The organism is Bradyrhizobium sp. 35, assembly GCF_023073215.1.
Classification (GTDB): Bacteria; Pseudomonadota; Alphaproteobacteria; order Rhizobiales; family Xanthobacteraceae; genus Bradyrhizobium; species Bradyrhizobium canariense_D.
In genome coordinates this window covers 21288-42992 of record NZ_JADPJC010000017.1, presented here as the reverse complement: position 1 = coordinate 42992, position 21705 = coordinate 21288, and the positions used below count along the sequence as shown (strand labels likewise).

Here is a 21705-nt window from a genome sequence, read left to right as displayed (position 1 = left end):
TCGCCCCGTCTTCATCACACCAGGCAACTGGCCCGCCGCGGAGCCAGCCCTGACTATTGGCCGCGCTCGTGGCCGACCTCACCGGTGATGACGTCGCCGAACAACTCCCAAGCCTGGCCGTTGAAGCGCATCAGCTGCATCTGCTCGATCGGAAAATAATCGTCGGCCGAAGTGTTGACCATGATCCCGGGCAGCATCAGGTCGGTGTGAAAATCCTTCAGGCTGGTGGCCTGCTTCATCACGTTGTCACGGGTGAGATTGTCGCCGCACTGCCTCAGCACCTGCGCCATCGCCTCCGCCTGGACGTAGCCATAAAGGTTGTTGGCGTTGGTCTTGTCCCCTTCGGGATAGTACTTATCCATGAAGGTGCGCCACGCGACGACCGCCGGATCCTTGTCCCAGGTCGGGTCGGTCGGATCCTTCAAATATGCTGTCGAGATGATATCCTTGGCATAGTCGAGCCCGGCGGGCTTGAGCACCGAGGCGATCGAGGTAGCCGTATTGGCGAGGAAGAATTTTGGCTTCCAGCCGAGCTCGCCGACCTTCCGGATCGCCTGTGCCGAGCCTTTCGGCGCGGCCCATGAGAAGAAGATGTCGGCGCCGGAATCGTGAAGCGCAACGATCTGCGAGTCGATCGAGGGATCGCTGACCTCATAGGATTTGTCGGCGATGATCATGCCAGCCTTGTCGCCGAGCCCGTCCTTCAGGCCCTTGAACTGGTCCTTGCCGGCGTCGTCGTTTTGCCAAAGAACGGCGATCTTGCTGTTCGGAAAGTTGTCGCGAATATATTTCGCGTAGATGCGCCCCTCGCTCTGGTAGTTCGGCTGGAAGCCCATGGTCCAAGGGAAATTCTTGGGGTCCCCGAACTTGGTGCCACCGGAGGCGACGAAAAGCTGCGGCACCTTCTTGGCATTCATGTATTTCATGATCGCGGAGTTCGAGGGCGTTCCGAGCGGCTGGAAGATCAGCAACACCTCGTCGCTCTCGACCAGCTTGCGCGCCTGCTCAATCGCCTTTGGCGGCGAATAGGCGTCGTCATAGCTGATGAAATTGATCTTGCGACCGTTGATGCCGCCCTGGTCGTTGATCATCTTGAAGAACGCGGCCTCGGTCTTGCCGATCACGCCATAGGACGACGCCGGCCCGCTATAGGGCATGATATTGCCAAGCTTGATTTCGGTGTCGGTGGCGCCGGGGTCGTATTTTTTCTGCGCCAGGGCCGGTGTCGTGACGAGCGCGCCGGCAGCTAGAATGGCGAGGGCAGCAAGGCTATTGCGACGACCCGGCATCGTTCTCTCCCCTGTGTTTTATAGTCTTGTTTTGCCGAGAGTGTCGCAAGGTGGCTCTCTGCTGGCAAGCGCCACGATTTTCCGTGAGATGAAACGAGCGTTCCAGAACTATGTGCCGCGCCGCAGCAGGTTCAGAACGCGCCCCATCGATCACCAGTAATGCGCTGCCGATCACGATCGCTCCCGCGATCTCGCGCATGGAGATCGGCTCGCCCAGCACCAGCCATCCCAGAAGAATGGCGGTGACGGGAATGAGAAGCGTCACTAGCATCACATTGGTCGCGCCCGAGCGCCGCAGGATCTGGAAGAAGACGATATAGGCGAGCGCCGTCGACAACCCGGCAAGGCCAAGCACCGCCAGCCAAATCGTCACGCCCGGCATCGGGAAACGCCACGGCTGCTCCATTGCGCCAGCGACGATCGCCATCATCACCGTGGAAGCCATCAGTTGAAACGCGGCCGTCCCCAGCGGGGCTGCGTCCTTCAACAACCGCCGCGCCGCCAGCGCGGCAAAGCCATAGCTCAAGGCGCCACCGAGACAGAGCAGGATGCCGAGCCCCTGCCCCGCCCGTGTCTCGACGCCCCATCCGCGCAGGATGATCACGCCGGCGAGACCCAGTGCCACGCCGACGACGCGCCGCAGCCGCAAAGCCTCTTCGCCCGCCGCGGCCATCACGATCACCGTGAACAGCGGCGTGGTGGCATTCAGGACCGACGCCAGCCCGCTTGGAATGAAAGTCTGGCCGATCACGATCAGCGAGAACGGGATGACGTTGTTGAGGAGCCCCATCGCGACGAATGGTTTCCAGCCGGCGATGCCCTTGGGAAAGGCGATGCCCTGAAAACGGAGCAGCGGCAGCAGAAGGGCTGAACCAAGTGCAACGCGCATAAACACCAGCGTGAGCGGCGGCAATTCCCGCAGCGCCGCGCCGTTGAAGAAGAACGAGCCGCCCCAGAGCGCCGAGAGCACAGCGAGCAGCGACCAGTCGCGCGCGTCGATACGGTTGTCGATCGGGGACATGGCGTCTCACAGCGATGGTCCGACCTGCTAGGACTGCGCGACCAGAATTGCCACCCGATTTCCGGGTAAAAGGCGAGATTCAGGATCGATCGCGACTTCGCGCGTCAACCGCGATATCCGCAACCACCGCCCCAACGACCAGAACACCGCCAACAAGGGCGTGGACGGCAGGTACCTCCCGAAAGGCAATCCAGATCCAGAACGGCATCAGCGGCGTTTCCAGCGTCGCAATCAGGGAAGCCTGGCTCGACGGCAGGAGGCGCGAGCCGAGCATGTAGAATGTCAGCCCCAGCGCCACCTGAAAGCAGCCGAACATCGCGAGGATCGCGAGGTTGGCGCTGTCGATATGGACGAGGTCGTGCGCAAACGGAAGGCTGACGAGGCTTCCCAGGAAATTCGACAACGCCGCCGCTGCCACCATCGATGTCTCCCGGTAGCGTCGGATCACAACCGTCATCGCCGAGATGGCGAGTACCATGAGGCAGCTCAGCGCCACGCCTCCAACATCAGCCCCGGCTTCGATGCCTCCGACCGTGATGGCGACGCCGCCAAAGGCAACGAGGCTCGCGATCAGGGTACGCCATGTTACGGCTTCGCCAAGCCACAGCCACGCCAGCGCCGCGGCCACGAACGGCTGCGTGGAGATCAGCACAGCCACATTCATCACCTTGGTCATCTGGAGCGCGGGGATGAAGGAAACCATGCCGAGCGTGGACAATGAGGCGACGAGCAAGCCGCCGCGTCCCGGCGCCACCAATTGCCGCAGCGCGCCGCGTCCCTGCATCACGACGAGAAACACCGAGATCAGACTGCCGCCGAACACGCCGCGCCAGAACAGAATGGTCCAGGGATCGAACGGCAACAGACGTGTGAAGAACGGCGCCGTGCTCCAGGCAATCGCAGCTGATATGACGAGGGCAATGCCGAGACAGCGTTCCGAACGAGGCTGCCCCATGTCGATGCGGCCGCTAGGACGGTTTCTTCGGCCGCGACACCAGTTCGATCATCTTGCCTTCGTCTTCGTCAGGCATCGCGGCCTTCGCTTGCGCGTAGGCTTCCACCGCGGCGCGCGCGACCAGCGGCTTGTCGGCCAGCAGGCTCTCGGCGAGCTTCACCGCGTAGGCGGCATCCTTGTGCCGCAGCGCTGCCGTGAATGTCGCGCCGGAGAAATCGCGGGAGACCATGCGCTTGGAATGACGCTGCACCTGCGGGCTCGCGGCCACGCCAGCCTGAATCGACTCCAGCACGAGGTTCATGTCGAGCCCGGCCTGCTCGGCAATGGCAAGCCCCTCGGCGAGGCCGGCGATCTGGATCGCGCCCATCAGATTGTTGATCAGCTTGTAGACCGTGCCGGAGCCGACCGCGCCGAAATGGCGGATGCTCGAGCCGATCGGCGTCAGATAAGGCCGCGCGCGTTCGAGATCGGCGGCATCGGCACCAACGAGCAACGTCAGCCTTCCGCTCGCGGCCGCATCCGGCAATCCCGTCACGGGGCAATCGATATAGATCAGCCCGCGAGCGTTCATCTCGCGGCCCATCTCGCGCGCATGGTCATAGGAGACGGTGGAGCATTCGATCGCAATGGTGCCGGCCTTCGCGGTCTTGGCTGCGCCCTCGGGCCCGAGCCAGACCGCACGCGAGGCCTCATCATCGGCGACCATGGTCACGACGGCGTCGGCGTCGATCGCCGCGTCCTCAGGCGAGGTCGCCCAGAGCGCGCCGCGCGCGATCAGGTCTTCCGCTTTTGTTTTACTGCGATTCCACAGCGTCACCGTGAAGCCAGCATCGAGATAGCGGCCGGCCATGCCATGGCCCATCCGCCCAAGCCCGATGAAGGCGATCCGGGGCATCAGTCGACGTCCTCGATGTCGGCGCCGGGAGTGCCGAAGGCGCGCTGCGCCAGGGTCGCGGCCATGAAGTCGTCGAGATCGCCACCGAGCACGCCTGATGTGTCGGAGGTCTGCACACCCGTGCGCAGGTCCTTCACCATCTGGTAGGGCTGGAGCACGTAGGAGCGGATCTGGTGGCCCCAGCCGATGTCGGTTTTGGCGGCCTGGTCGGCGGCGGCCTTCTCTTCGCGCCGCTTCAGCTCGATCTGGTAAAGCCGCGCGCGGAGCATGTCCCACGCCTGCGCCTTGTTCTTGTGCTGCGAGCGGCCGGCCTGGCAGACCACGGCGACACCGGTCGGGATATGCGTCAGCCGCACCGCGGACTCGGTCTTGTTGACGTGCTGGCCGCCGGCACCACCGGAGCGCATGGTGTCGACGCGGACGTCGGATTCCTTGATGTCGATCTTGATGGTGTCGTCGATCACCGGAAACACAGCGACGGACGAGAACGAGGTGTGCCGCCGCGCGTTGGAATCGAACGGCGAGATCCGCACCAGGCGGTGCACGCCCGCCTCGGTCTTCAGCCAGCCATAGGCATTGTGGCCGGAGACCTGGATGGTCGCGGACTTGATGCCGGCCTCTTCGCCCTCGGACTCTTCCAGCACCTCGACCTTGAAGCCGTGGGTTTCGGCCCAGCGCGAGTACATGCGAAGCAGCATCTGGGCCCAGTCCTGGCTTTCGGTGCCACCGGCGCCGGCATGCACTTCGAGATAGGAATCGAAACTATCCGCCTCGCCCGACAGCAACGCCTCGAGCTCGCGCCGGGCGACTTCCTTCTTGAGGGTCTTGAGCGCGGCTTCGGCTTCCTTGACAACGCCCTCATCGCCCTCGGCTTCGCCGAGCTCGATCATGCCGATGTCGTCTTCGAGCTCCTGCTCGACCTTGCCGATGCCGGAGAGCGCATCCTCAAGCGAGGTGCGCTCCTGCATCAATTTCTGGGCTTTCTGGGGATCGTTCCAGAGATTGGGATCTTCTGCGAGCTTGTTCAGCTCAGCGAGGCGCGCCGTCGATTTCTCGACGTCAAAGATGCCTCCTCAGCAGCCCGACAGACTGCTTGATCTCTTCTACCAACCGTTCGATTTCGGCGCGCATGTGGTTCTCTGGTCTCGCGGAATTTTTCCGCGTCTAATGACAACGGGATGTAGCGGCGGCGGCTGCAAAGCGCAACCGCCGCGGCGACGAACGTCTGTCTTGTCCTAAGCCTTAGTACAGCCCGCCGGTGCCCGGCCGCATGAAGAAACCGGAATCCGGCTGCTGCTGCTGCGACGCCGGCACGCCGCCTCGCCCATCGGCATCGGCAACGCCGATGACGGAGTAGTTATCCGGCGGCGCCGTGCCCGGCTTGAAGGCTTCGAGAATGGTTCCGCCGGTCTCGCCCGGACCGGCGCGCATGCCGGACTTGGCGACGACCCGCACCAGCTTGATGCCGGCCGGCACCTTGAACGGGACCGCGGGCTTGTCGGCGAGCGCGAGCTGGAGGAAGTCGCGTGCGATGGGAGCTGCGAGATGGCCGCCGGTCGCGGCGTTGCCCTTGCCGAGCGGACGCGGTTTGTCATAGCCCATATAGATGGCAACGGCGACGTCGGGCGAGAAGCCGACGAACCAGGCGTCCTTGGCCTCGTTGGTGGTGCCGGTCTTGCCGGCGATCGGCTTGCCGACCTGCTTGACCACGGTCGCGGTACCGGCCTGGACCACGCCTTCCATCAGCTCGGTGATCTGATAGGCGGTCATGGAATCCAGCACCTGCTCGCGGCGGTCGATCAGCTGCGGCTCGTTCTGGTTCTTCCAGCCGCCGGGCGCGTCACAGCCACGGCATTCGCGCTGGTCGTGCTTGAAGATGGTGTGGCCGTAGCGATCCTGGATGCGGTCGATCAGGGTCGGCTTCACCCGGCGGCCGCCATTGGCGAGCATCGAATAGGCCGTGACCATGCGCATCGCCGTGGTCTCGCCGGCGCCGAGCGCGTAGGACAGATAGTTCGGCAGTTCGTCATAGACACCGAAGCGGCGGGCATATTCGCCGATCAAGGGCATGCCGATGTCCTGGGCGAGGCGCACCGTCACCGTGTTGAGCGACTGCCGCAATGCGTTGCGCAGCGTCACCGGCCCCTGGAATTTGCCCGAGGAGAAGTTTTCAGGCCGCCACACGCCCGCGCCCTGGCCTTGATCGATTTCGATCGGGGCGTCGAGCACGACAGTCGAAGGCGTATAGCCGTTGTCGAGCGCAGCCGAATAGACGATCGGCTTGAACGACGAACCGGGCTGCCGATAGGCCTGCGTGGCGCGGTTGAACTGGCTCTGGTCGAACGAGAAGCCGCCGACCATCGCCAGCACGCGACCGGTCCAGGGGTCCATCACCACCATCGCGCCGGACACTTCCGGGATCTGGCGCAGCCGGTACTGCCCTTCGACAGGCTGGGCGTCCTTGTACAGCGGATCGGCGTAGATCACGTCGCCGGGCTGGAGCACCTGCGACACCGCACTCGCCGCCCTGCCCTTCGCAGCCCCCGAGGCCGCTCTTGCCCATTTGATACCGTCCAGCGTGATGAGGCCGGTCTCGCGCTGCTTGCTCACGGCGCCGCCGAGTTCGCGGCTCGGCTGGAAGCCGATGCGCGCCGACTGGTCGCTGGTCTCCAGCACCACCGCCATGCGCCACGGCGAAATATCGGACAGAGACTTGATTTCGGCGAGCTTCACGCCCCAGTCGCCCGAAATGTCGAGCTTGCTGATTGCGCCGCGATAGCCCTGCTGCTCGTCATAGTTGACGAGACCGGCGACCATGGTCTTGCGCGCCATGACCTGAATCTTGGGATCGAGCGTGGTGCGGACCGAAAGGCCGCCCTCATACAGCTTCTTCTCGCCATAGCGCTCGAAGATGTCGCGGCGCACTTCCTCGGCGAAATATTCGCCGGCGAAGGTGTGGGCGCCGTTGGAACGGCTGGTAACGGCCAGCGGCTCCTTCCGCGCCTTGTCGGCGTCGGCCTGCTTGACCCAGCCGTTCTCAACCAGACGATCGATCACGTAGTTGCGGCGCTCGATGGCGCGGTCGCGGTTGCGGACAGGATGCAGCGTCGCGGGCATCTTCGGCAGCGCCGCGAGATAGGACGCTTCCGCGACCGTCAGCTCATTCACCGACTTGTCGAAATAAACCAGCGACGCAGCCGCGATTCCGTAGGCACCTAAGCCCAGATAGATTTCATTCAGATACAGCTCGAGGATCTTGTCCTTCGAGTAGGTCTTCTCGATCCGCATCGCCAGCAAGGCTTCCTTGATCTTGCGCGCGAAGGAGACCTCGTTGGTCAGAAGGAAGTTCTTGGCGACCTGCTGGGTGATCGTGGAAGCGCCCTGCGGACGGCGGTTGGAGCCGTAGTTCTGGATGTAGACCACGCCGGCGCGCGCCATGCCGGTGTAGTCGATGCCACCATGCTCGTAGAAATTCTTGTCCTCGGCCGCGAGGAAGGCGTTGATCACGAGTTTCGGCACCGCCTGGATCGGCAGGTACAGCCGCCGCTCCTTGGCGTATTCGCCGAGCAGCGAGCCGTCGGTCGCGTGCACGCGGGTCATCACCGGCGGCTCGTAATCCTGAAGCTGAGAGTAGTCGGGCAAGTCCTTGGAGAAATGCCAGATCAGGCCTGCGATGGCACCGACCCCCACAAGGAACAACACCGTTCCCGCGGCGAACAGGAAGCCCATGAACCGCACCAGCAAGCGCATTATCTGTTTATCCGTTCAAACTCTGGATCAGCCCAAAGATCAGCCCTGGCACCAGAAACAGGCACCAAACCATCGCGAATTCACCGGCTTTACTCAATACTATTAGTGCCGGACTCAAGGCGCTTGCCGAGCGGGATTCTCGCCGATTCCGGAACCCCCTGCGGCGTTTTTATAAAGCGCCCGCTGTGGCCAAACTAGGGCTTTTGCGGCGGGACGGAAAATCACTCTCAATTCGACGATCCCCGGGTCGTCAATATGACGATCCCCCGGTCGTCAATTCGACGATCCGGCCGTGGCCATCCGTTTGGCCAAAAATCCATCGATCGCCTGCGCCATCGAGCCCACGGCACGCGACCGCCATCCCTCGGAGACCAGATGCTCGAGGTCGCCCTTGTTGGAGACATAGCCGATCTCCACCAGGACCGACGGCACGTCGGGGGCCTTCAGCACCCGGAAGCCGGCTGACTTCAGGGGATGCTTGTGCATCCGCACCGTCGACTTCATTTCGCCCATCAACAGGCGGGCAAAACGGCTTGAAAAGGTACGGGTTTCCCGCTGGGTGAGATCGATCAGGATGTCGGCGACATCGGTCGGCTCCTCCGCGAGGTTGAAGCCGGCGATGGCGTCCGCCCGGTTTTCCGCATCCGCCAGCCGCTGCGCCTCGGCGTCGGAGGCCTTGTCGGACAACGTGTAGATGGTCGCGCCCTGCGCATCGCCCTCGGCGCGCGGCAGCGCGTCGGCATGGATCGAGACGAACAACGCCGCCTTGAGGTTGCGGGCGACTTTGACCCGGTCGTTGAGCGGGATGAAGGTGTCGTCGTCACGTGTCATCACCACGCGATATTTGCCGGTCTTTTCCAGCCGTTCGCGCAGCGCCAGGCCAAAGGCCAGCACCAGATTCTTCTCGCTCTCGCCGCTCGACTGCGTGCCGTTGTCGATGCCGCCATGGCCGGGATCGATGACGACCACCGCGCGGCCATCGGCCTTCTGGCCGGCTTCAGGGTGGGCAGATGCGGGAACCGTCGCGGGCGGCGGATCGGCAATAGCCGGCCGCAGCTCAGGACGGTTTTCCGGAGCCAGCGACGGCACGAAGGCGGTGCGCTCGACCTCCTCCATTTCGAGCACCAGCCGCGCCGGCTGGCCGTTGGCAGCCTCCACCACGTAGGAATTGGCGATCTTGGCCGGGCCCGTCAGGTCGAACACGATTCGGGAGCCGCCGGGCATCACCAGCCCATAGCGGAAGGCCTTGACCAGTCCGCGTCCGCCGGACCCGGTCCCGGCGGGAAGTTGAAAATTGACCTGGGGAACGTCAACCACCACCCGATACGGGTCGGCCAGAGTGACTGCGCGGAAGCTAACGGTCTGATCGATGTCGAGGACAAAGCGAGTCTGCCTGCCGTCCCCGGCCAGTCGGGCGGCCGAGGCCGTTGGGAAATTCGCTGATGCAACAGGGAGTTGAGGCTGACTTTCCGCGGCCTTCAGGCGCGAGGAATCAGCACACGGCAATGCCGCCGCGCAGAGCAGCACGCATCCCAGCAGGATCCTTTGATTTGCGCGGCTCGCCACCGATTCCGTGCCTCCGAGCAGCCTCTTTAACGCAATAGAACCACAGGGTTAAACGATCCTTAATGACGGACACGCGAAACTCGCTGACTGTGACCGCCGTGCGACGCTCCTTGCACGGATGGCCCAATCCACGTATGTACGGAATGCTGACGGCCGATATTTCCGGTTGTGTCGCATTCAGCCTCCCGGTGCAGCGCCGGAACTCTCAAGGTTTGGGAATTCCAGCGTTTTTCCGTTCCCCTCTAAGTCCAGCGCGGTGCGCGGCAGCAAGGTGGAGCGGGGCAAGCCCCGGCGGCGGAACGGTCCTCGGTTACCAACACGTTTCCGGGACGGTTCTGACAGCGGCGCAACCCGTTACCCGGTCCCTTAATCCCAAGGGAGCGGTTCGTAATACCCCAAGGCGAGCGCGCTCGCGCCATGCCTGGCCAACAGCAACTGATTGAGGGGCGGCCCCGCCGCCCAATGTTTCATACGGGCCGACGCTTGATGCGCCAGACTGTGCCGACCAATTCTGAAGGACCATTCGCGACGCTGCGGAGTGACAATTCCGCGCGCCGCTTCGGTCCTCCGGCTTTCGGTTCGGCAAGGCGCGAGAGACGGTGTTTCGGCCTTCCCCTCACCCCCGAATCAGGTGGACCGTCGCGTCACCCGGCAGCGCTGATGGCGCCCACGGTGAATCGCGCCCGCCGCCGCCAAGAGTTAAGACATGCCCAACAAGATGTTGATCGATGCCACCCACCCGGAAGAGACCCGGGTCGTCGTGGTCCGCGGCAATCGCGTCGAAGAGTTTGATTTCGAGACCGCGCAACGCAAGCAACTGCGCGGGAATATCTACCTCGCCAAGGTCACAAGGGTCGAACCCTCGCTCCAGGCCGCTTTCGTCGAATATGGCGGCAACCGCCACGGCTTCCTCGCCTTCAGCGAAATCCATCCCGACTACTACCAGATCCCGGTTGCCGACCGGCAGGCGCTGATCGAAGCCGAGGAGCAGGCCCATCGCGAGGCCGAGGAAGAGAGCGAGAACCGCTCCCAGGGCCGCCGCCGCTCCCGCCACCGCAATTCCCGCCGCCGTAGCCATGGCGAGCGCGTCCGCAGCGAGGTCGTCGAAGGCGATCCCGCGGCCCGGCAGGTCCAGGGCGAGGCCCTGCCTGAGGGCGCTTCGCACGAGGGCGAGCACCTGCACGCCGACGCAGAGCATCACGGCGAGCACGAAGGCCACGATCATCACGGCCACGAAGCACATGACCACGAGGGGCATGACCACGACGACCATCATCATGCCCATGGTGACGATCATCACGTGCACGAACATCACGACCACGATCATGATGGCGAGCACGATCATCACGACCATGATCATGCCGACGAGACACCGGCGCCTGTCGCAGCGATCGGCGCCGAGCCCGCGGTCGCCACCGAGGCCGTTGCCGAGCCGCAGGAGTTTGCCTCCGACGCACACGCCGACGATCTTGCCGAGGCCGTGACATCGGCTGCTGAGCCTGCCGACGCCGTGTACGCCGCGGGCGAGAGTGCGCAGGCTCCGCATCACGACTCCGAAGCGACGGCCGAGGATGACGACGAAGACGAGGACGACGAGGAAGCCGAAGAGGACGTCGTTGAATCCGTCGGCGGCGACGATGTGCTGGAGGAAGTGCCGGAGCGCACCTTCCGTCCCCGCCGCCAGTACAAGATCCAGGAAGTCATCAAGCGTCGCCAGGTGATGCTGGTGCAGGTCGTCAAGGAAGAGCGCGGCAACAAGGGCGCGGCGCTGACGACCTACCTCTCACTCGCCGGCCGTTATGCCGTCTTGATGCCGAACACCGCGCGCGGCGGCGGCATCAGCCGCAAGATCACGAGCGCGCAGGACCGTTCGCGCCTGAAGGAAGTGGTGCAGGATCTCGACGTGCCCGAGGGCATGGGGATCATTCTGCGCACGGCGGGTGCCGCCCGCACCAAGCCCGAGATCAAGCGCGATTTCGAGTACCTGATCCGCATGTGGGAGACGGTGCGCGACATGACGCTGAAGTCGCAGGCCCCGACCCTCGTCTACGAGGAAGGCTCGCTGATCAAGCGCTCGCTGCGCGACCTCTACAACAAGGAGATCGACGAGATCCAGGTGGCGGGCGATGCCGGCTACCGCGAAGCGCGCGACTTCATGAAGATGCTGATGCCCGCCAATGTGAGCGCGGTGAGACAGTATCGCGACGGCCAGCCGCTGTTCTCGCGGATGGGCGTCGAAAGCCAGCTGGATGCGATGTTCTCGCCGACCGTACAGTTGCGCTCCGGCGGCTACATCGTGATCAACCAGACCGAAGCGCTGGTCTCGATCGACGTCAACTCCGGCCGTTCGACGCGCGAGCATCATATCGAAGATACCGCGCTCAAGACCAATCTCGAGGCCTCCGAGGAGGTTGCGCGTCAGCTTCGGTTGCGCGACCTCGCCGGCCTGATCGTCATCGACTTCATCGACATGGACGAGAAGCGCAACAACCGCGCGGTCGAACGCAAGCTGTCCGATTGCCTCCGGCAGGACCGCGCGCGGATCCAGGTCGGACGCATCTCGCATTTCGGCCTGCTCGAGATGTCACGCCAGCGCATCCGCGCTAGCGTGCTGGAATCCTCGACCGATCCCTGCACGCATTGCGGTGGCACCGGCCATGTCCGCTCGGTGTCCTCGGTTGCGCTCCAATTGCTGCGCGGCCTCGAAGAGATCCTGATGAAGGGCGCAACCCACAACCTCGTGGTCCGCACCCGCACCGACGTCGCGCTCTATGTGCTGAACCACAAGCGCGGCCATCTGCGCGACCTTGAGAACGGCTTCAAGGTCACGCTGTCGGTCATCGCCGACCCGAGCGTCAGCGGACCGCAGGCCTATGTCATCGACCGCGGCGAGCAGGTGCATACGCTGGAAGCCGCCAAGGCTCTGCTGGCGGCGCAGGCGGCCGCAAGCCCGCCGCCCCTGGTCGAAGAGGCCTATGACGACGAGGAGTTCGATCCGGAGACCGAATCCGAGGTCGAGACCGAGGAGACTGAAGGTCTCGCCGAGGAGCAGACCGCAGGCGACGCCGTTACCGAGCAGGACGGCCAGCGCCGCAAGCGTCGCCGTCGCCGCCGCGGTCGCGGTGGCCCGCGCGACGAGGAGACGCGCGAGGATGGCGCTCCCGTTATTGCCGAGACGGCCATGGCAGCCGGCGAAGGCGAAGAGGATGCCGAGGCCGAGCCGGACGGCGAGGAAGGCGAGGAACAGGCAGCCCGTGGCGAGCAGCAGGGCAGCGCCGACCGCCGTCGCCGGCGTGGTCGCCGTGGCGGACGCCGCCGTCGCGGTCCTGGAGAGGAAGGTCTCGCCGGCTCCATCAGCGACGAGCTCGCTGCCAATGCACCGTCGGAAGCGACCGACGCAGTCGCCGATTTCGACGGTTTTGGCAGCGAGGCTGCGCCCTCGATCGCGCAGGCCGAGCACACCTCTGAACCCCAGGTCAACCAGCCTGAGCCGCGCGCCGAGGCAAAGATCGAGGCAGCGGCCCAGCCTGAGCCGCCTCCTGCTGCCGCGGACGAAGAGCACGCCGACGACAAGGCCGCACGACGCCGCTCGACGGTTCGGGAAAAGGTGAGCTTCCTGTCGAGCAGCCAGAGTGAACCGACACCGATTGCACAGGCGGCCGAGCCGGTTGCCCCACCCGCCCCCGCTCCGGAGCCCGCGCCCGCAGCGGCAAGCGAAACCTCGCCCGCACCGCGTCGTGCCGGCTGGTGGTCCCGCCGCTTCGGCGGCGGCGAATAGAGCAACAAGATAGTTGAAACCGCCCGGCCAAACCGGGCGGTTTTGATTTGGCGAGGTCAGTTCAATGCAAAGCGCGATCGTCCTCGGCGGCGGCATGATCGGCGTCAGCGCGGCGCTGCACCTGCAGCAGCGTGGCTGGTCCGTCACGCTGATCGACCGCAGAGAGCCGGGCCGAGAGACCAGCTACGGCAATGCCGGCATGATCCAGGCGGAAGCGGTGCGCCCCTACCCGATGCCGCGCGACCTCGCCACGCTCCTGAAGATCGCGACCGGCCGCACCAACGACGTGCGTTACAGCCTGTCTTCGCTTCATCTCCATATCGAGCCCCTGCTTCGCTATTGGTGGCATTCGGCGCCGAAGCGGCATCGTGAGGCGATCGACGCCTGGGCGCGGCTGATCGCCTACGCGACGGCGGAGCACGACATCCTCATTCGCGAAGCCCACGCCGACAATCTGATCCGCCGCGCGGGATACCGGCACCTGCATCGCGACGCAGCTTCGTTCGATCTCGCCGTCAAGGCGGCGGAAGAAGACCAGCGCGAATTCGGCGTGAGGTTTCGTGCGCTCTCGGGCGCCGAGCTCGCCAAGGCCGAACCTGTCCTGCGCGACGACCTGCCCGGCGCGATCCATTGGCTCGACACCTGGACCGTGTCCGATCCCGGCGCGCTGGTCACGGCCTATGCCGATCTGTTCGAGCGCCTCGGCGGCACCATCGTGCTCGGTGATGCCCAAAGCCTTCATCAGACCGCCACCGGCTGGTCGGTCAAGACAGACCATGGGCGCGTCGACGCCGCCCACGCCGTCGTGACGCTCGGGCCGTGGTCGCCCGATCTCCTGCTCAAATTCGGCTATCGCATCCCGCTGGTGCGCAAGCGCGGCTACCACATGCATTACAGCGGCGGCGCCTCGCTCGATCTGCCGCTGGTCGACAAGGCCGGTGGCTACGCCATGGGTCCGATGGCGAAGGGTATCCGCATCACCACCGGCGCGGAGCTGACCGGCCTGGACGCGCTCGCAACGCCCGTGCAGCTCGCCAGCGCGGAAGCTTCCGCGCGCGAGCTGATCGACCTCGGCAAGCGGGTCGAGCCCGACCCATGGTTCGGCACCCGCCCCTGCACGCCCGACATGCTGCCGGTGCTCGGCCCTGCCCCACGCCATGCCGGCCTCTGGATGAACTTCGGCCACGGCCACCAGGGCTTTACGCTTGGACCCGCGACCGGCCGCCTGCTCGCGGAGATGATGAGCGGCAAAACGCCCGCGATCGATCCCACGCCGTACCGGCCGGAGCGGTTCTAAGCCCTCGCAGCGAAAGAAAAAGGGCTGATCGAGGATCTCGACCAGCCCTATTATTTCAACATCTGACGGCGCTCGGCACCGTCACATGCAGATCAATCCGTCGTGACCGCCGTTTCCATGTCGGTCGGATCGATCTGCCGGGCGAGGTTGGCGTTGAGCTTGTCGCGATCGAGCTCGCCCTCCCACCAGGCGACGATCACGCAGGCAACGCCATTGCCGCACAGATTGGTCAGCGCGCGGCACTCGCTCATGAACTTGTCGATGCCGAGCACGATCGCCATGCCCGGCACGAGGCGCGGATCGACCACGGCGAGCGTCGCCGCCAGCGTGATGAAGCCCGCGCCCGTGATGCCGGAGGCGCCCTTCGAGGTCAGCATCGCCACCACCAGGATGGTGAGCTGCTGGCCGAAGGTGAGATCGAAGCCCAGCGCCTGCGCGATGAACAGCGTCGCCAGCGTCATGTAGATGTTGGTGCCGTCAAGATTGAACGAATAGCCCGTGGGCACCACGAGGCCGACCACCGACTTGGAGCAGCCGAGGCGCTCGAGCTTTTCCATCAAGGACGGCAACGCGCTTTCCGAGGACGAGGTGCCGAGCACAATCAGCAGCTCGTCCTTGATGTAGGCGAGGAACTTAAAGATGGAGAAGCCGGCGAAGCGCGCGATGATTCCGAGCACGACGAATACGAACAGCGCCGCGGTCAGGTAGAACGTCGCGATCAGGCCGACCAGGTTGAGGATCGCCCCGGTGCCGAACTTGCCGATGGTGTAGGCCATCGCGCCGAAGGCACCGATCGGGGCTGCGCGCATCACGATGGAGATGACGCCGAACACCGCATGCGCGGCGTCGTCGATGAACGAGCGGATGGTGTGGCCGCGTTCACCGAGCCCCATGATGGCGAAGCCGAACAGCACCGAAAACAGCAGCACCTGCAGGATCTCGCCTTGCGCGAAGGCGCCGACGACGGTGTCCGGAATTATGTGCAGCACGAAGTCGACCGACTTCTGGCCTTCGGCCTGCTTGGCGTAGTTGGCGACGGCCTGCGCATTGGCGGCGGCACCGCCGAAGCCCGCACCCGGCTTCACCAGATTGCCGATGACTAGGCCGATCACCAGTGCGAAGGTCGAGACGATCTCGAAATAGACCAGCGCCTTGACGCCGATGCGGCCGACCTTCTTGGCGTCCTGGATATGGGCGATGCCCGAGACAACGGTGCAGAAGATGATCGGCGCGATCACCATCTTGATCAGCTTGATGAAGCCGTCGCCGAGTGCCTTGATCCACTCATTGGTGGCGACCGACGGCCAGAGCCAGCCGACGATGGCGCCGAGCACGATCGCGATCAGCACCTGGATATAAAGTACCTTGTACCACGGCTTGGCGGCGGGCGGCGCGACCGGCGCCCCCACCATCGTTGTCGTCGTCATTGTTTCACTCCCCCTCAAAACGCCAGGCCAGCCAAGATCAACTTGGCCGGCCCTGTCAATCGGAACTGCTCGATATTGCGCGCTTTACCCGCGATCGACCACCCGGCGTATCGCCGGCATCAACGTCGCGCCCAGCGCGTTCTTGACCAGCGACGCCGCAACGAACGGCATCAGGCCGACCTGCCACGCCTTTGCGGCACCCAGGCCGAGACCGAAGGCCAGCCAGCGAAAGCCCGCGGCCAGAATGAGGATGTGGCCGGCCGCCATGGCCGCAAACAGCAGCGTTACGCTGCGATCCCAGCCGCGCTCGGCGAGCCAGCCGGTGACGAAGGCGGCGCCAATGAAGCCGAACAGATAGCCCGCGGTCGGGCCCACCAGCGGTGCAATTCCACCGACAGGGCCGGCGAACACCGGCAGGCCCATTGCACCCTCGGCGAGGTAGGCGATCATGGTTGCGCTGCCAAGCCGCCAGCCATAGGCGGCGCCGATCATCAACACGACCAGCGTCTGCAATGTCATGGGCACGTAAGGCAGCGGCAGGTTCACCTTGGCTGACAGCGCCATTAAGGCGGTGCCGAGCGCAATCAGCACGACAGCGCGCAAGGCGCCGACGGTTTCACCCGGCCGGATCGGCCACATCAATGCGGCGAGAGGAGAATGCGTGGCGGTAGAGGGGACGGAACGGTCAGACAAGTTGCACTCCAGAAGGCTGGCGAAAACTGGCGGCTATTTAAGCCAGTGGGCGATCCGGTCAACTGCTTCCCGCATCTCCGCAGCCGAACGCGCATAAGAGAGCCGTATGAATGAACGACCATGGATGGGATCGAAGTCGAGGCCCGGCGTGACCGCGACATGGGCCTGTTCGAGCATCTGCTTGGCGAACTCGAAACTGTCGGAGGTGAAATCCGAGACGTCCGCATAGAGATAGAACGCGCCGTCGGCCGGCAGAAATCTGGTCAGGCCGGCCTTGGGCAATCCCTCGATCAGGATGCGCCGGTTTTCCTGATAGCCGTGCTTGATCTCCTCCATCTCGGCCGCGCCGTCGAAGGCCGCTTCGGCCGCGATCTGCGACAGCGACGGCACCGAGATCGACAGGTTCTGCTGCAGCCGCTCGATCGGCCGCACCAGAATCTCGGGCACGACCATCCAGCCGACGCGCCAGCCCGTCATGCAGAAATACTTCGAGAACGAGTTGATCACGAGCGCGTGGTCCGACAGCGCCGCAGCCGTCACGGCGGGAAACGCGTAGTCGAGCCCATGATAGATCTCGTCCGAGATGAAACGGATGCCGGCGTCTTCCGCCGCAGCGATCAGGCCGGCGAGCGCCTCGCGGGACATCATCGTCCCGGTCGGATTGGCGGGACTGCCGACCAGCACGCCCTTCAGCGGCGCCTTGCGATGGGCGGCCAGCAGCGCCTCGCCCGTCAGCGCATGGCGGGTCTCGTTCGTGGTCTCGATCAGCACCGGCTCGCAGCCGAGCGCGGTAAGGATATGACGGTACGGCGGATAACCCGGCACCGTCACGGCAACGCGGTCGCCCGGCTCAAACATCGCCAGGAAAGCCAGAATGAACCCGCCGGAGGAGCCGGTGGTCACTACGACCCGCTCGGGGCTGACGTCACAGCCATAGGCATCGCGATAATGCCGCGCGATGCGCTCGCGCAAGGAGGGGATGCCGAGCGCTGAGGTATAGTCGATCCGCCCGGCCTCGAGCGCCACATGGGCGGCTGCAATCGCGGTCTTAGGCGCGCCGGCGGCGGGCTGGCCAACCTCCATGTGGATGACATGGCCCCCGGCCGCCTCGATTCGGGCCGCCGCGGCCATCACGTCCATCACCATGAACGGGGGAACATCGCTGCGGCGGGAGGGCGCGAGCCACTGCCCCAACCGGTTCCTCAAGGTCGCATCGTGCATCGATTTCTGCTATTCGCTGGCGGGGCCGATCCGTCCGACCCGGGAAAAACGGGGTGCTTGCGCCCCAGACTGGCCGCATTGTACGGCTCATAAGGGGAACGGCTCAAAAGGGCATATCGCGTATCCGGTCCGCCGCCAATCGCCAAAACCAATCACGAAACTGCTCGATCAAGACTGCTCGACCAAGAATGCTTGACCAGCCTGCTGATAAGACCGTTTGACCCAGACCGCTTGATGTTGTTCCAGATCGCATTGCGCAAGAAGGCCACCGCCCTCATCTCCCTCCTCGCGGCGGCTGCGATCGCGCTGACGCCGTTCTCGGCCGCGCATGCGCAGGCCAAGGGGCCGCCGGTCCTGCGCGACACCGAAACCGAGCAGCTGCTGCGCGAATACACCCGCCCGATCCTGCGCGTCGCCGGCCTGGAGAAGCAGAACATCCAGATGGTGATCGTCAACGAGGGCTCGTTCAACGCGTTCGTCGCCGATGGCCGCCGCATCTTCGTCAATTACGGCGCGATCCTCCAGTCGGAAACGCCAAACCAGATCATCGGCGTGCTCGCGCACGAGACCGGGCATCTGGCCGGCGGCCATTTGTCCAAGCTGCGCGAGCAGCTCGCCAACGCGCAGACGCAGATGATCATCGCCATGCTGCTCGGCGCCGGCGCGATGGCCGTGGGCAGCACCCGCGGCAGCGGCAGCGCCGGTAACAATGGCCTTGCCAATGCAGGAGCCGCCGCCCTCGCCGGCCCGCAGGAGATGATCCGCCGGACGCTGCTGTCCTATCAGCGCCAGCAGGAGGAGAACGCCGACCGCGCCGGCGTGAAATTCCTGACAGCGACCCAGCAGTCGCCCAGGGGCATGTACGAAACCTTCAAGCGCTTCACCAGCGAGAGCCTGTTCGCGGCGCGCGGCGCCGATCCCTATCTCCAGTCGCACCCGATGCCCGCCGAGCGCGTCGCTTCACTGCAGGAGTTCGCCAGCGCCAGCCCTTATTGGGACAAAAAGGACGATCCCGCGCTCCAGCTGCGCCACGACATGGTGCGCGCCAAGATCTCCGCCTTCATGGAGCGGCCGGAAACGGTGTACCGCCGCTATCCCCTGACCAACGACAGCATGCCGGCGCGCTATGCCCGCGCCATCAGCACCTATCTGCACGGGGATTTGCGCAGCGCGCTCACCCAGATCGACGCGCTGATCCAGGTCCAGCCCAACAACGCGTATTTTTACGAGGTGCGCGGCCAGGCGCTGCTGGAGGGCGGCAAGCCGGCGGAGGCGATCCCGGCCCTGCGCAAGGCTGTCGCACTTTCGAACAACGCGCCCCTCATCGAGATGTTACTTGGGCAGGCTCTGGTTGGGTCCGATAATAAGGCCTACACCGATGACGCCGTTCGGATTCTCCGGGCCGCGGTCGCACGGGAACCGGAGGCCGTGCTCGGCTACATGCAGCTCGCGATGGCGTATGGCCGGAAAGGCGACTATGCCGAGGCGGATCTGGCGTCGGCGCAGGCCGCCTATCTGCGCGGCGACAACAAGACCGCCCGCGAGCTTGCGACGCGCGCGAAAACCCGTTTCGCCGTCGGCACGCCCGGATGGGTCAAGGCCGACGACATCGTGGCGTCGAAACCGCCGCGCAACTGACAAGACCAAGACGATCTTACAAGACGACGCCTTACGCCACGACGCCTTACGAAACGACGTCACGACACCGAGCTTAAGTCCGCCGGGACTTTTTCCGAAACCTGCTTTGGATAAGAGGATTTGCCTATGCCTTCGCTGCGCCTGCTTGCTCCCGCGCTGTTTGCGCTCGCCATGTTCGGCGCAGCCGCGCCCGCGTCGGCCGACAGCTTCTCCGATGCCCAGCGCACGGACATCGAGGCGATCATCAAGAACTATCTCGTCACCCATCCCGAGGTGCTCGAGGAAGCGATGACCGAGCTCACCAAGCGCCAGGCCGCGGCGGAGACGCAAAAACACGAGGCCAGCGTCGCGCAGAATTCCGATGCGATCTTCAACTCACCGCGCCAGGTCGTGCTCGGCAACAAGGACGGCGACGTCACCTTCGTCGAGTTCTTCGACTACAATTGCGGCTACTGCAAGCGCGCGATGGACGACATGCTCACCCTCATGAAGGCCGATCCGAAGCTGAAGGTGGTGCTGAAGGAGTTTCCGGTACTGAGCCAGGGCTCGGTCGAAGCGGCCCAGGTCGCCGTCGCGGTGCGCATGCAGGATCCCTCCGGCAAGAAGTACCTCGACTTCCACCAGAAGCTGCTCGGCGGTCGTGGCGCGGCCGACAAGGCGCGCGCACTTCAGGCGGCCAAGGAAGCTGGCCTCGACACCGCTCGAATCGAGAAGGACATCGGCAGCGCCGAGGTGCGCAGCACCATCGAGGAGAACTTCAAGCTCGCCGAAGCAATGGGCATGAACGGCACGCCGAGCTACGTGATCGGCAAGCAGATCGTTGTCGGCGCCGTCGGCGTCGATAGCCTGAAGGAAAAGATCGCTGTGGCCCGCTGCGGCAAGGCGACCTGTTAAAAAGGCGACCTGCTAACAAGGCGACTTGCTAACAAGGCGACTTGCTGATCAGCGATCTGACTGATCAGCGATCTGCTCTACAACTTCACGCATGCAAAAGGCCGGCTGAAAAGCCGGCCTTTTCATTGCGCCGAAATTTGGCGCGCGCATTCATCTGGCATTCAACAAACAAAAGCCTCGGAACCACCGAAGTTCCGGAACAACTCAAATCTCCTTTCGTTGTCGGCGCGGGCAATGACGCAAATGAACCCGTGAGGAGAATTCCATGTCTAACCGCTTTATGATCTCGGTTGCCACACTCGCGCTCGTCGCGGGCACCGGTCTGGCGAACGCACAGGGCACCATGAACCGCGACAGCGGTGGCGGCGCCGGTGGTGCGCAGACGCAGCATTCGCAGCCCTCCGGCGGCGCCGCCGAACGCGGCGGCTCGATGGGTAAGGAATCCGCCCATGAGAAGGGCACCGTCGGCCAGGCCGGCGGCTCCAGCAGCATGAAGTCCGGCACGTCCGCCGAGGACAAATCCTCCGGCGCAACAAAGGACGAGCACTCCGGCCGCGAGATGAACAAGAACGCGGCTGAGGACAAATCCGGCGCCACCAAGGGCCAGCACACCGACGAACGCGCGCAGGGTCAGCAGGACAAGTCCAAGAGCATGAGCCAGGACACGAGCAAGTCCGGCGCCAAGGACCAGAAGGACATGAAGGCTGAGGGCGCCAAGAGCGGCACCAGCAGCACCAACAATGCCGAGAACCAGAAGGGTACCGAGACGCGCACCAACCAGAACGCTCAGGGCCAGACCGGCACCAGCACCAACCAGAACGCGCAGGGTCAGACCGGCACCAGCTCCAACCAGAACGCGCAGGGTCAGAGCAACACCAACACGACGGTCGGTCAGGCCGGCGCGGGCGCCAAGCTCTCGACCGAGCAACGCACGCAGATCACCTCGGTGATCCGCAAGGAGCACGTGCGTCCGGTGACCAACGTGAACTTCTCGATCTCGGTCGGCACCCGCATTCCGCGCGAGGGTATTGAGCTGCACACCCTGCCGTCCCGCGTCGTGACGATCTATCCGGAATGGCGGACCTATCGCTACGTCCTGGTCAAGGATGAGATCGTGATCGTGAATCCGGACACCTATGAGATCGTGGCTGTCCTGAACACGTAAGACGATACCCGGCAACCATCGGGGGCGGGCAGCAATGCCCGCCCCTTTGCCGTTCGGCCGGCCGCCATGCTTCGGACTGGTTAACAAGCAATTTCCGTAGCTTCCACACAGATTTT

General features: G+C 64.5%; 15 protein-coding genes and 1 pseudogene. 5 read left to right on the top strand and 11 right to left on the bottom strand.

The annotated features are described in order from the left end of the window. Nucleotides 1-53 precede the first annotated feature (53 nt). The 8 genes and pseudogenes from IVB36_RS02515 to IVB36_RS40325 form a co-directional block, all read right to left on the bottom strand. Nucleotides 54-1289, bottom strand: coding sequence for an ABC transporter substrate-binding protein (locus tag IVB36_RS02515; RefSeq protein ID WP_247390501.1), 1236 nt, complete (start codon nucleotides 1287-1289; stop codon nucleotides 54-56). Between the two features lie 108 nt (nucleotides 1290-1397). Then, a pseudogene (locus tag IVB36_RS02510) lies at nucleotides 1398-2310 on the bottom strand (DMT family transporter). A 79-nt stretch (nucleotides 2311-2389) separates the two neighbouring features. Further along, nucleotides 2390-3265: a DMT family transporter gene (locus IVB36_RS02505; protein ID WP_247390495.1), complete on the bottom strand. Its 876-nt coding sequence runs from the start codon at nucleotides 3263-3265 to the stop codon at nucleotides 2390-2392. Between the two features lie 13 nt (nucleotides 3266-3278). Further along, nucleotides 3279-4160: an NAD(P)-dependent oxidoreductase gene (locus tag IVB36_RS02500; protein ID WP_247390492.1), complete on the bottom strand. Its 882-nt coding sequence runs from the start codon at nucleotides 4158-4160 to the stop codon at nucleotides 3279-3281. Beyond that, a protein-coding gene (gene prfB, locus IVB36_RS02495) for a peptide chain release factor 2 (protein ID WP_143273426.1) occupies nucleotides 4160-5291 on the bottom strand; the annotation gives its coding sequence in 2 pieces (ribosomal slippage) (nucleotides 4160-5221 and nucleotides 5223-5291; 1131 coding nt in all). The genes IVB36_RS02500 and prfB overlap by 1 nt, the downstream gene beginning before the upstream one ends. 111 nt (nucleotides 5292-5402) lie before the next feature. Continuing rightward, on the bottom strand, nucleotides 5403-7910 hold the full coding sequence (locus IVB36_RS02490) for a penicillin-binding protein 1A (RefSeq protein ID WP_247390490.1): 2508 nt from the start codon (nucleotides 7908-7910) through the stop codon (nucleotides 5403-5405). A 273-nt stretch (nucleotides 7911-8183) separates the two neighbouring features. Further along, nucleotides 8184-9476 (bottom strand): N-acetylmuramoyl-L-alanine amidase, encoded by a 1293-nt coding sequence (locus IVB36_RS02485; RefSeq protein ID WP_204511084.1) that lies wholly within the window; start codon nucleotides 9474-9476, stop codon nucleotides 8184-8186. Nucleotides 9477-10092: 616 nt separating this feature from the next. Further along, nucleotides 10093-10836, bottom strand: coding sequence for a hypothetical protein (locus tag IVB36_RS40325; RefSeq protein WP_346283658.1), 744 nt, complete (start codon nucleotides 10834-10836; stop codon nucleotides 10093-10095). On the opposite strand from IVB36_RS40325, the gene IVB36_RS02480 reads away from it, so the two are divergent. Together IVB36_RS02480 and IVB36_RS02475 are read left to right on the top strand one after the other, a co-directional pair. Next, on the top strand, nucleotides 10777-13254 hold the full coding sequence (locus IVB36_RS02480; protein WP_346731034.1) for a ribonuclease E/G: 2478 nt from the start codon (nucleotides 10777-10779) through the stop codon (nucleotides 13252-13254). The two genes, IVB36_RS40325 and IVB36_RS02480, sit on opposite strands and share 60 nt — an antisense overlap. A 64-nt stretch (nucleotides 13255-13318) precedes the next feature. Next, nucleotides 13319-14551 carry an FAD-binding oxidoreductase gene (locus tag IVB36_RS02475; RefSeq protein ID WP_247297415.1) on the top strand — a complete coding sequence of 411 codons (1233 nt, stop codon included), beginning with the start codon at nucleotides 13319-13321 and terminating at the stop codon, nucleotides 14549-14551. A gap of 92 nt (nucleotides 14552-14643) precedes the next feature. Here the strand turns inward: IVB36_RS02475 and IVB36_RS02470 are convergent, their stop codons facing one another. From IVB36_RS02470 to IVB36_RS02460, 3 genes are all read right to left on the bottom strand, one after another. Beyond that, nucleotides 14644-15978: a dicarboxylate/amino acid:cation symporter gene (locus IVB36_RS02470; RefSeq protein ID WP_018454476.1), complete on the bottom strand. Its 1335-nt coding sequence runs from the start codon at nucleotides 15976-15978 to the stop codon at nucleotides 14644-14646. 84 nt (nucleotides 15979-16062) lie between these two features. Next, nucleotides 16063-16617, bottom strand: coding sequence for a biotin transporter BioY (locus IVB36_RS02465; protein ID WP_247390739.1), 555 nt, complete (start codon nucleotides 16615-16617; stop codon nucleotides 16063-16065). 87 nt (nucleotides 16618-16704) lie between these two features. Next, on the bottom strand, nucleotides 16705-17892 hold the full coding sequence (locus IVB36_RS02460) for an aminotransferase class I/II-fold pyridoxal phosphate-dependent enzyme (protein WP_247390487.1): 1188 nt from the start codon (nucleotides 17890-17892) through the stop codon (nucleotides 16705-16707). Nucleotides 17893-18126: 234 nt separating this feature from the next. Here IVB36_RS02460 and IVB36_RS02455 point away from each other — a divergent pair, with 234 nt between their 5' ends. The 3 genes from IVB36_RS02455 to IVB36_RS02445 all read left to right on the top strand — a co-directional run bounded on the left by IVB36_RS02455 (nucleotide 18127) and on the right by IVB36_RS02445 (nucleotide 21589). Continuing rightward, entirely contained in the window at nucleotides 18127-19530 is a 1404-nt protein-coding gene (locus tag IVB36_RS02455; RefSeq protein ID WP_247390484.1) for a M48 family metalloprotease, read from the top strand. 126 nt (nucleotides 19531-19656) lie between these two features. Continuing rightward, a complete protein-coding gene (locus IVB36_RS02450; protein WP_018454480.1) occupies nucleotides 19657-20424 on the top strand; it encodes a DsbA family protein in 768 nt (255 codons plus the stop codon). A 265-nt stretch (nucleotides 20425-20689) separates the two neighbouring features. Beyond that, nucleotides 20690-21589, top strand: coding sequence for a DUF1236 domain-containing protein (locus IVB36_RS02445; RefSeq protein ID WP_247390481.1), 900 nt, complete (start codon nucleotides 20690-20692; stop codon nucleotides 21587-21589). Nucleotides 21590-21705 lie beyond the last annotated feature (116 nt).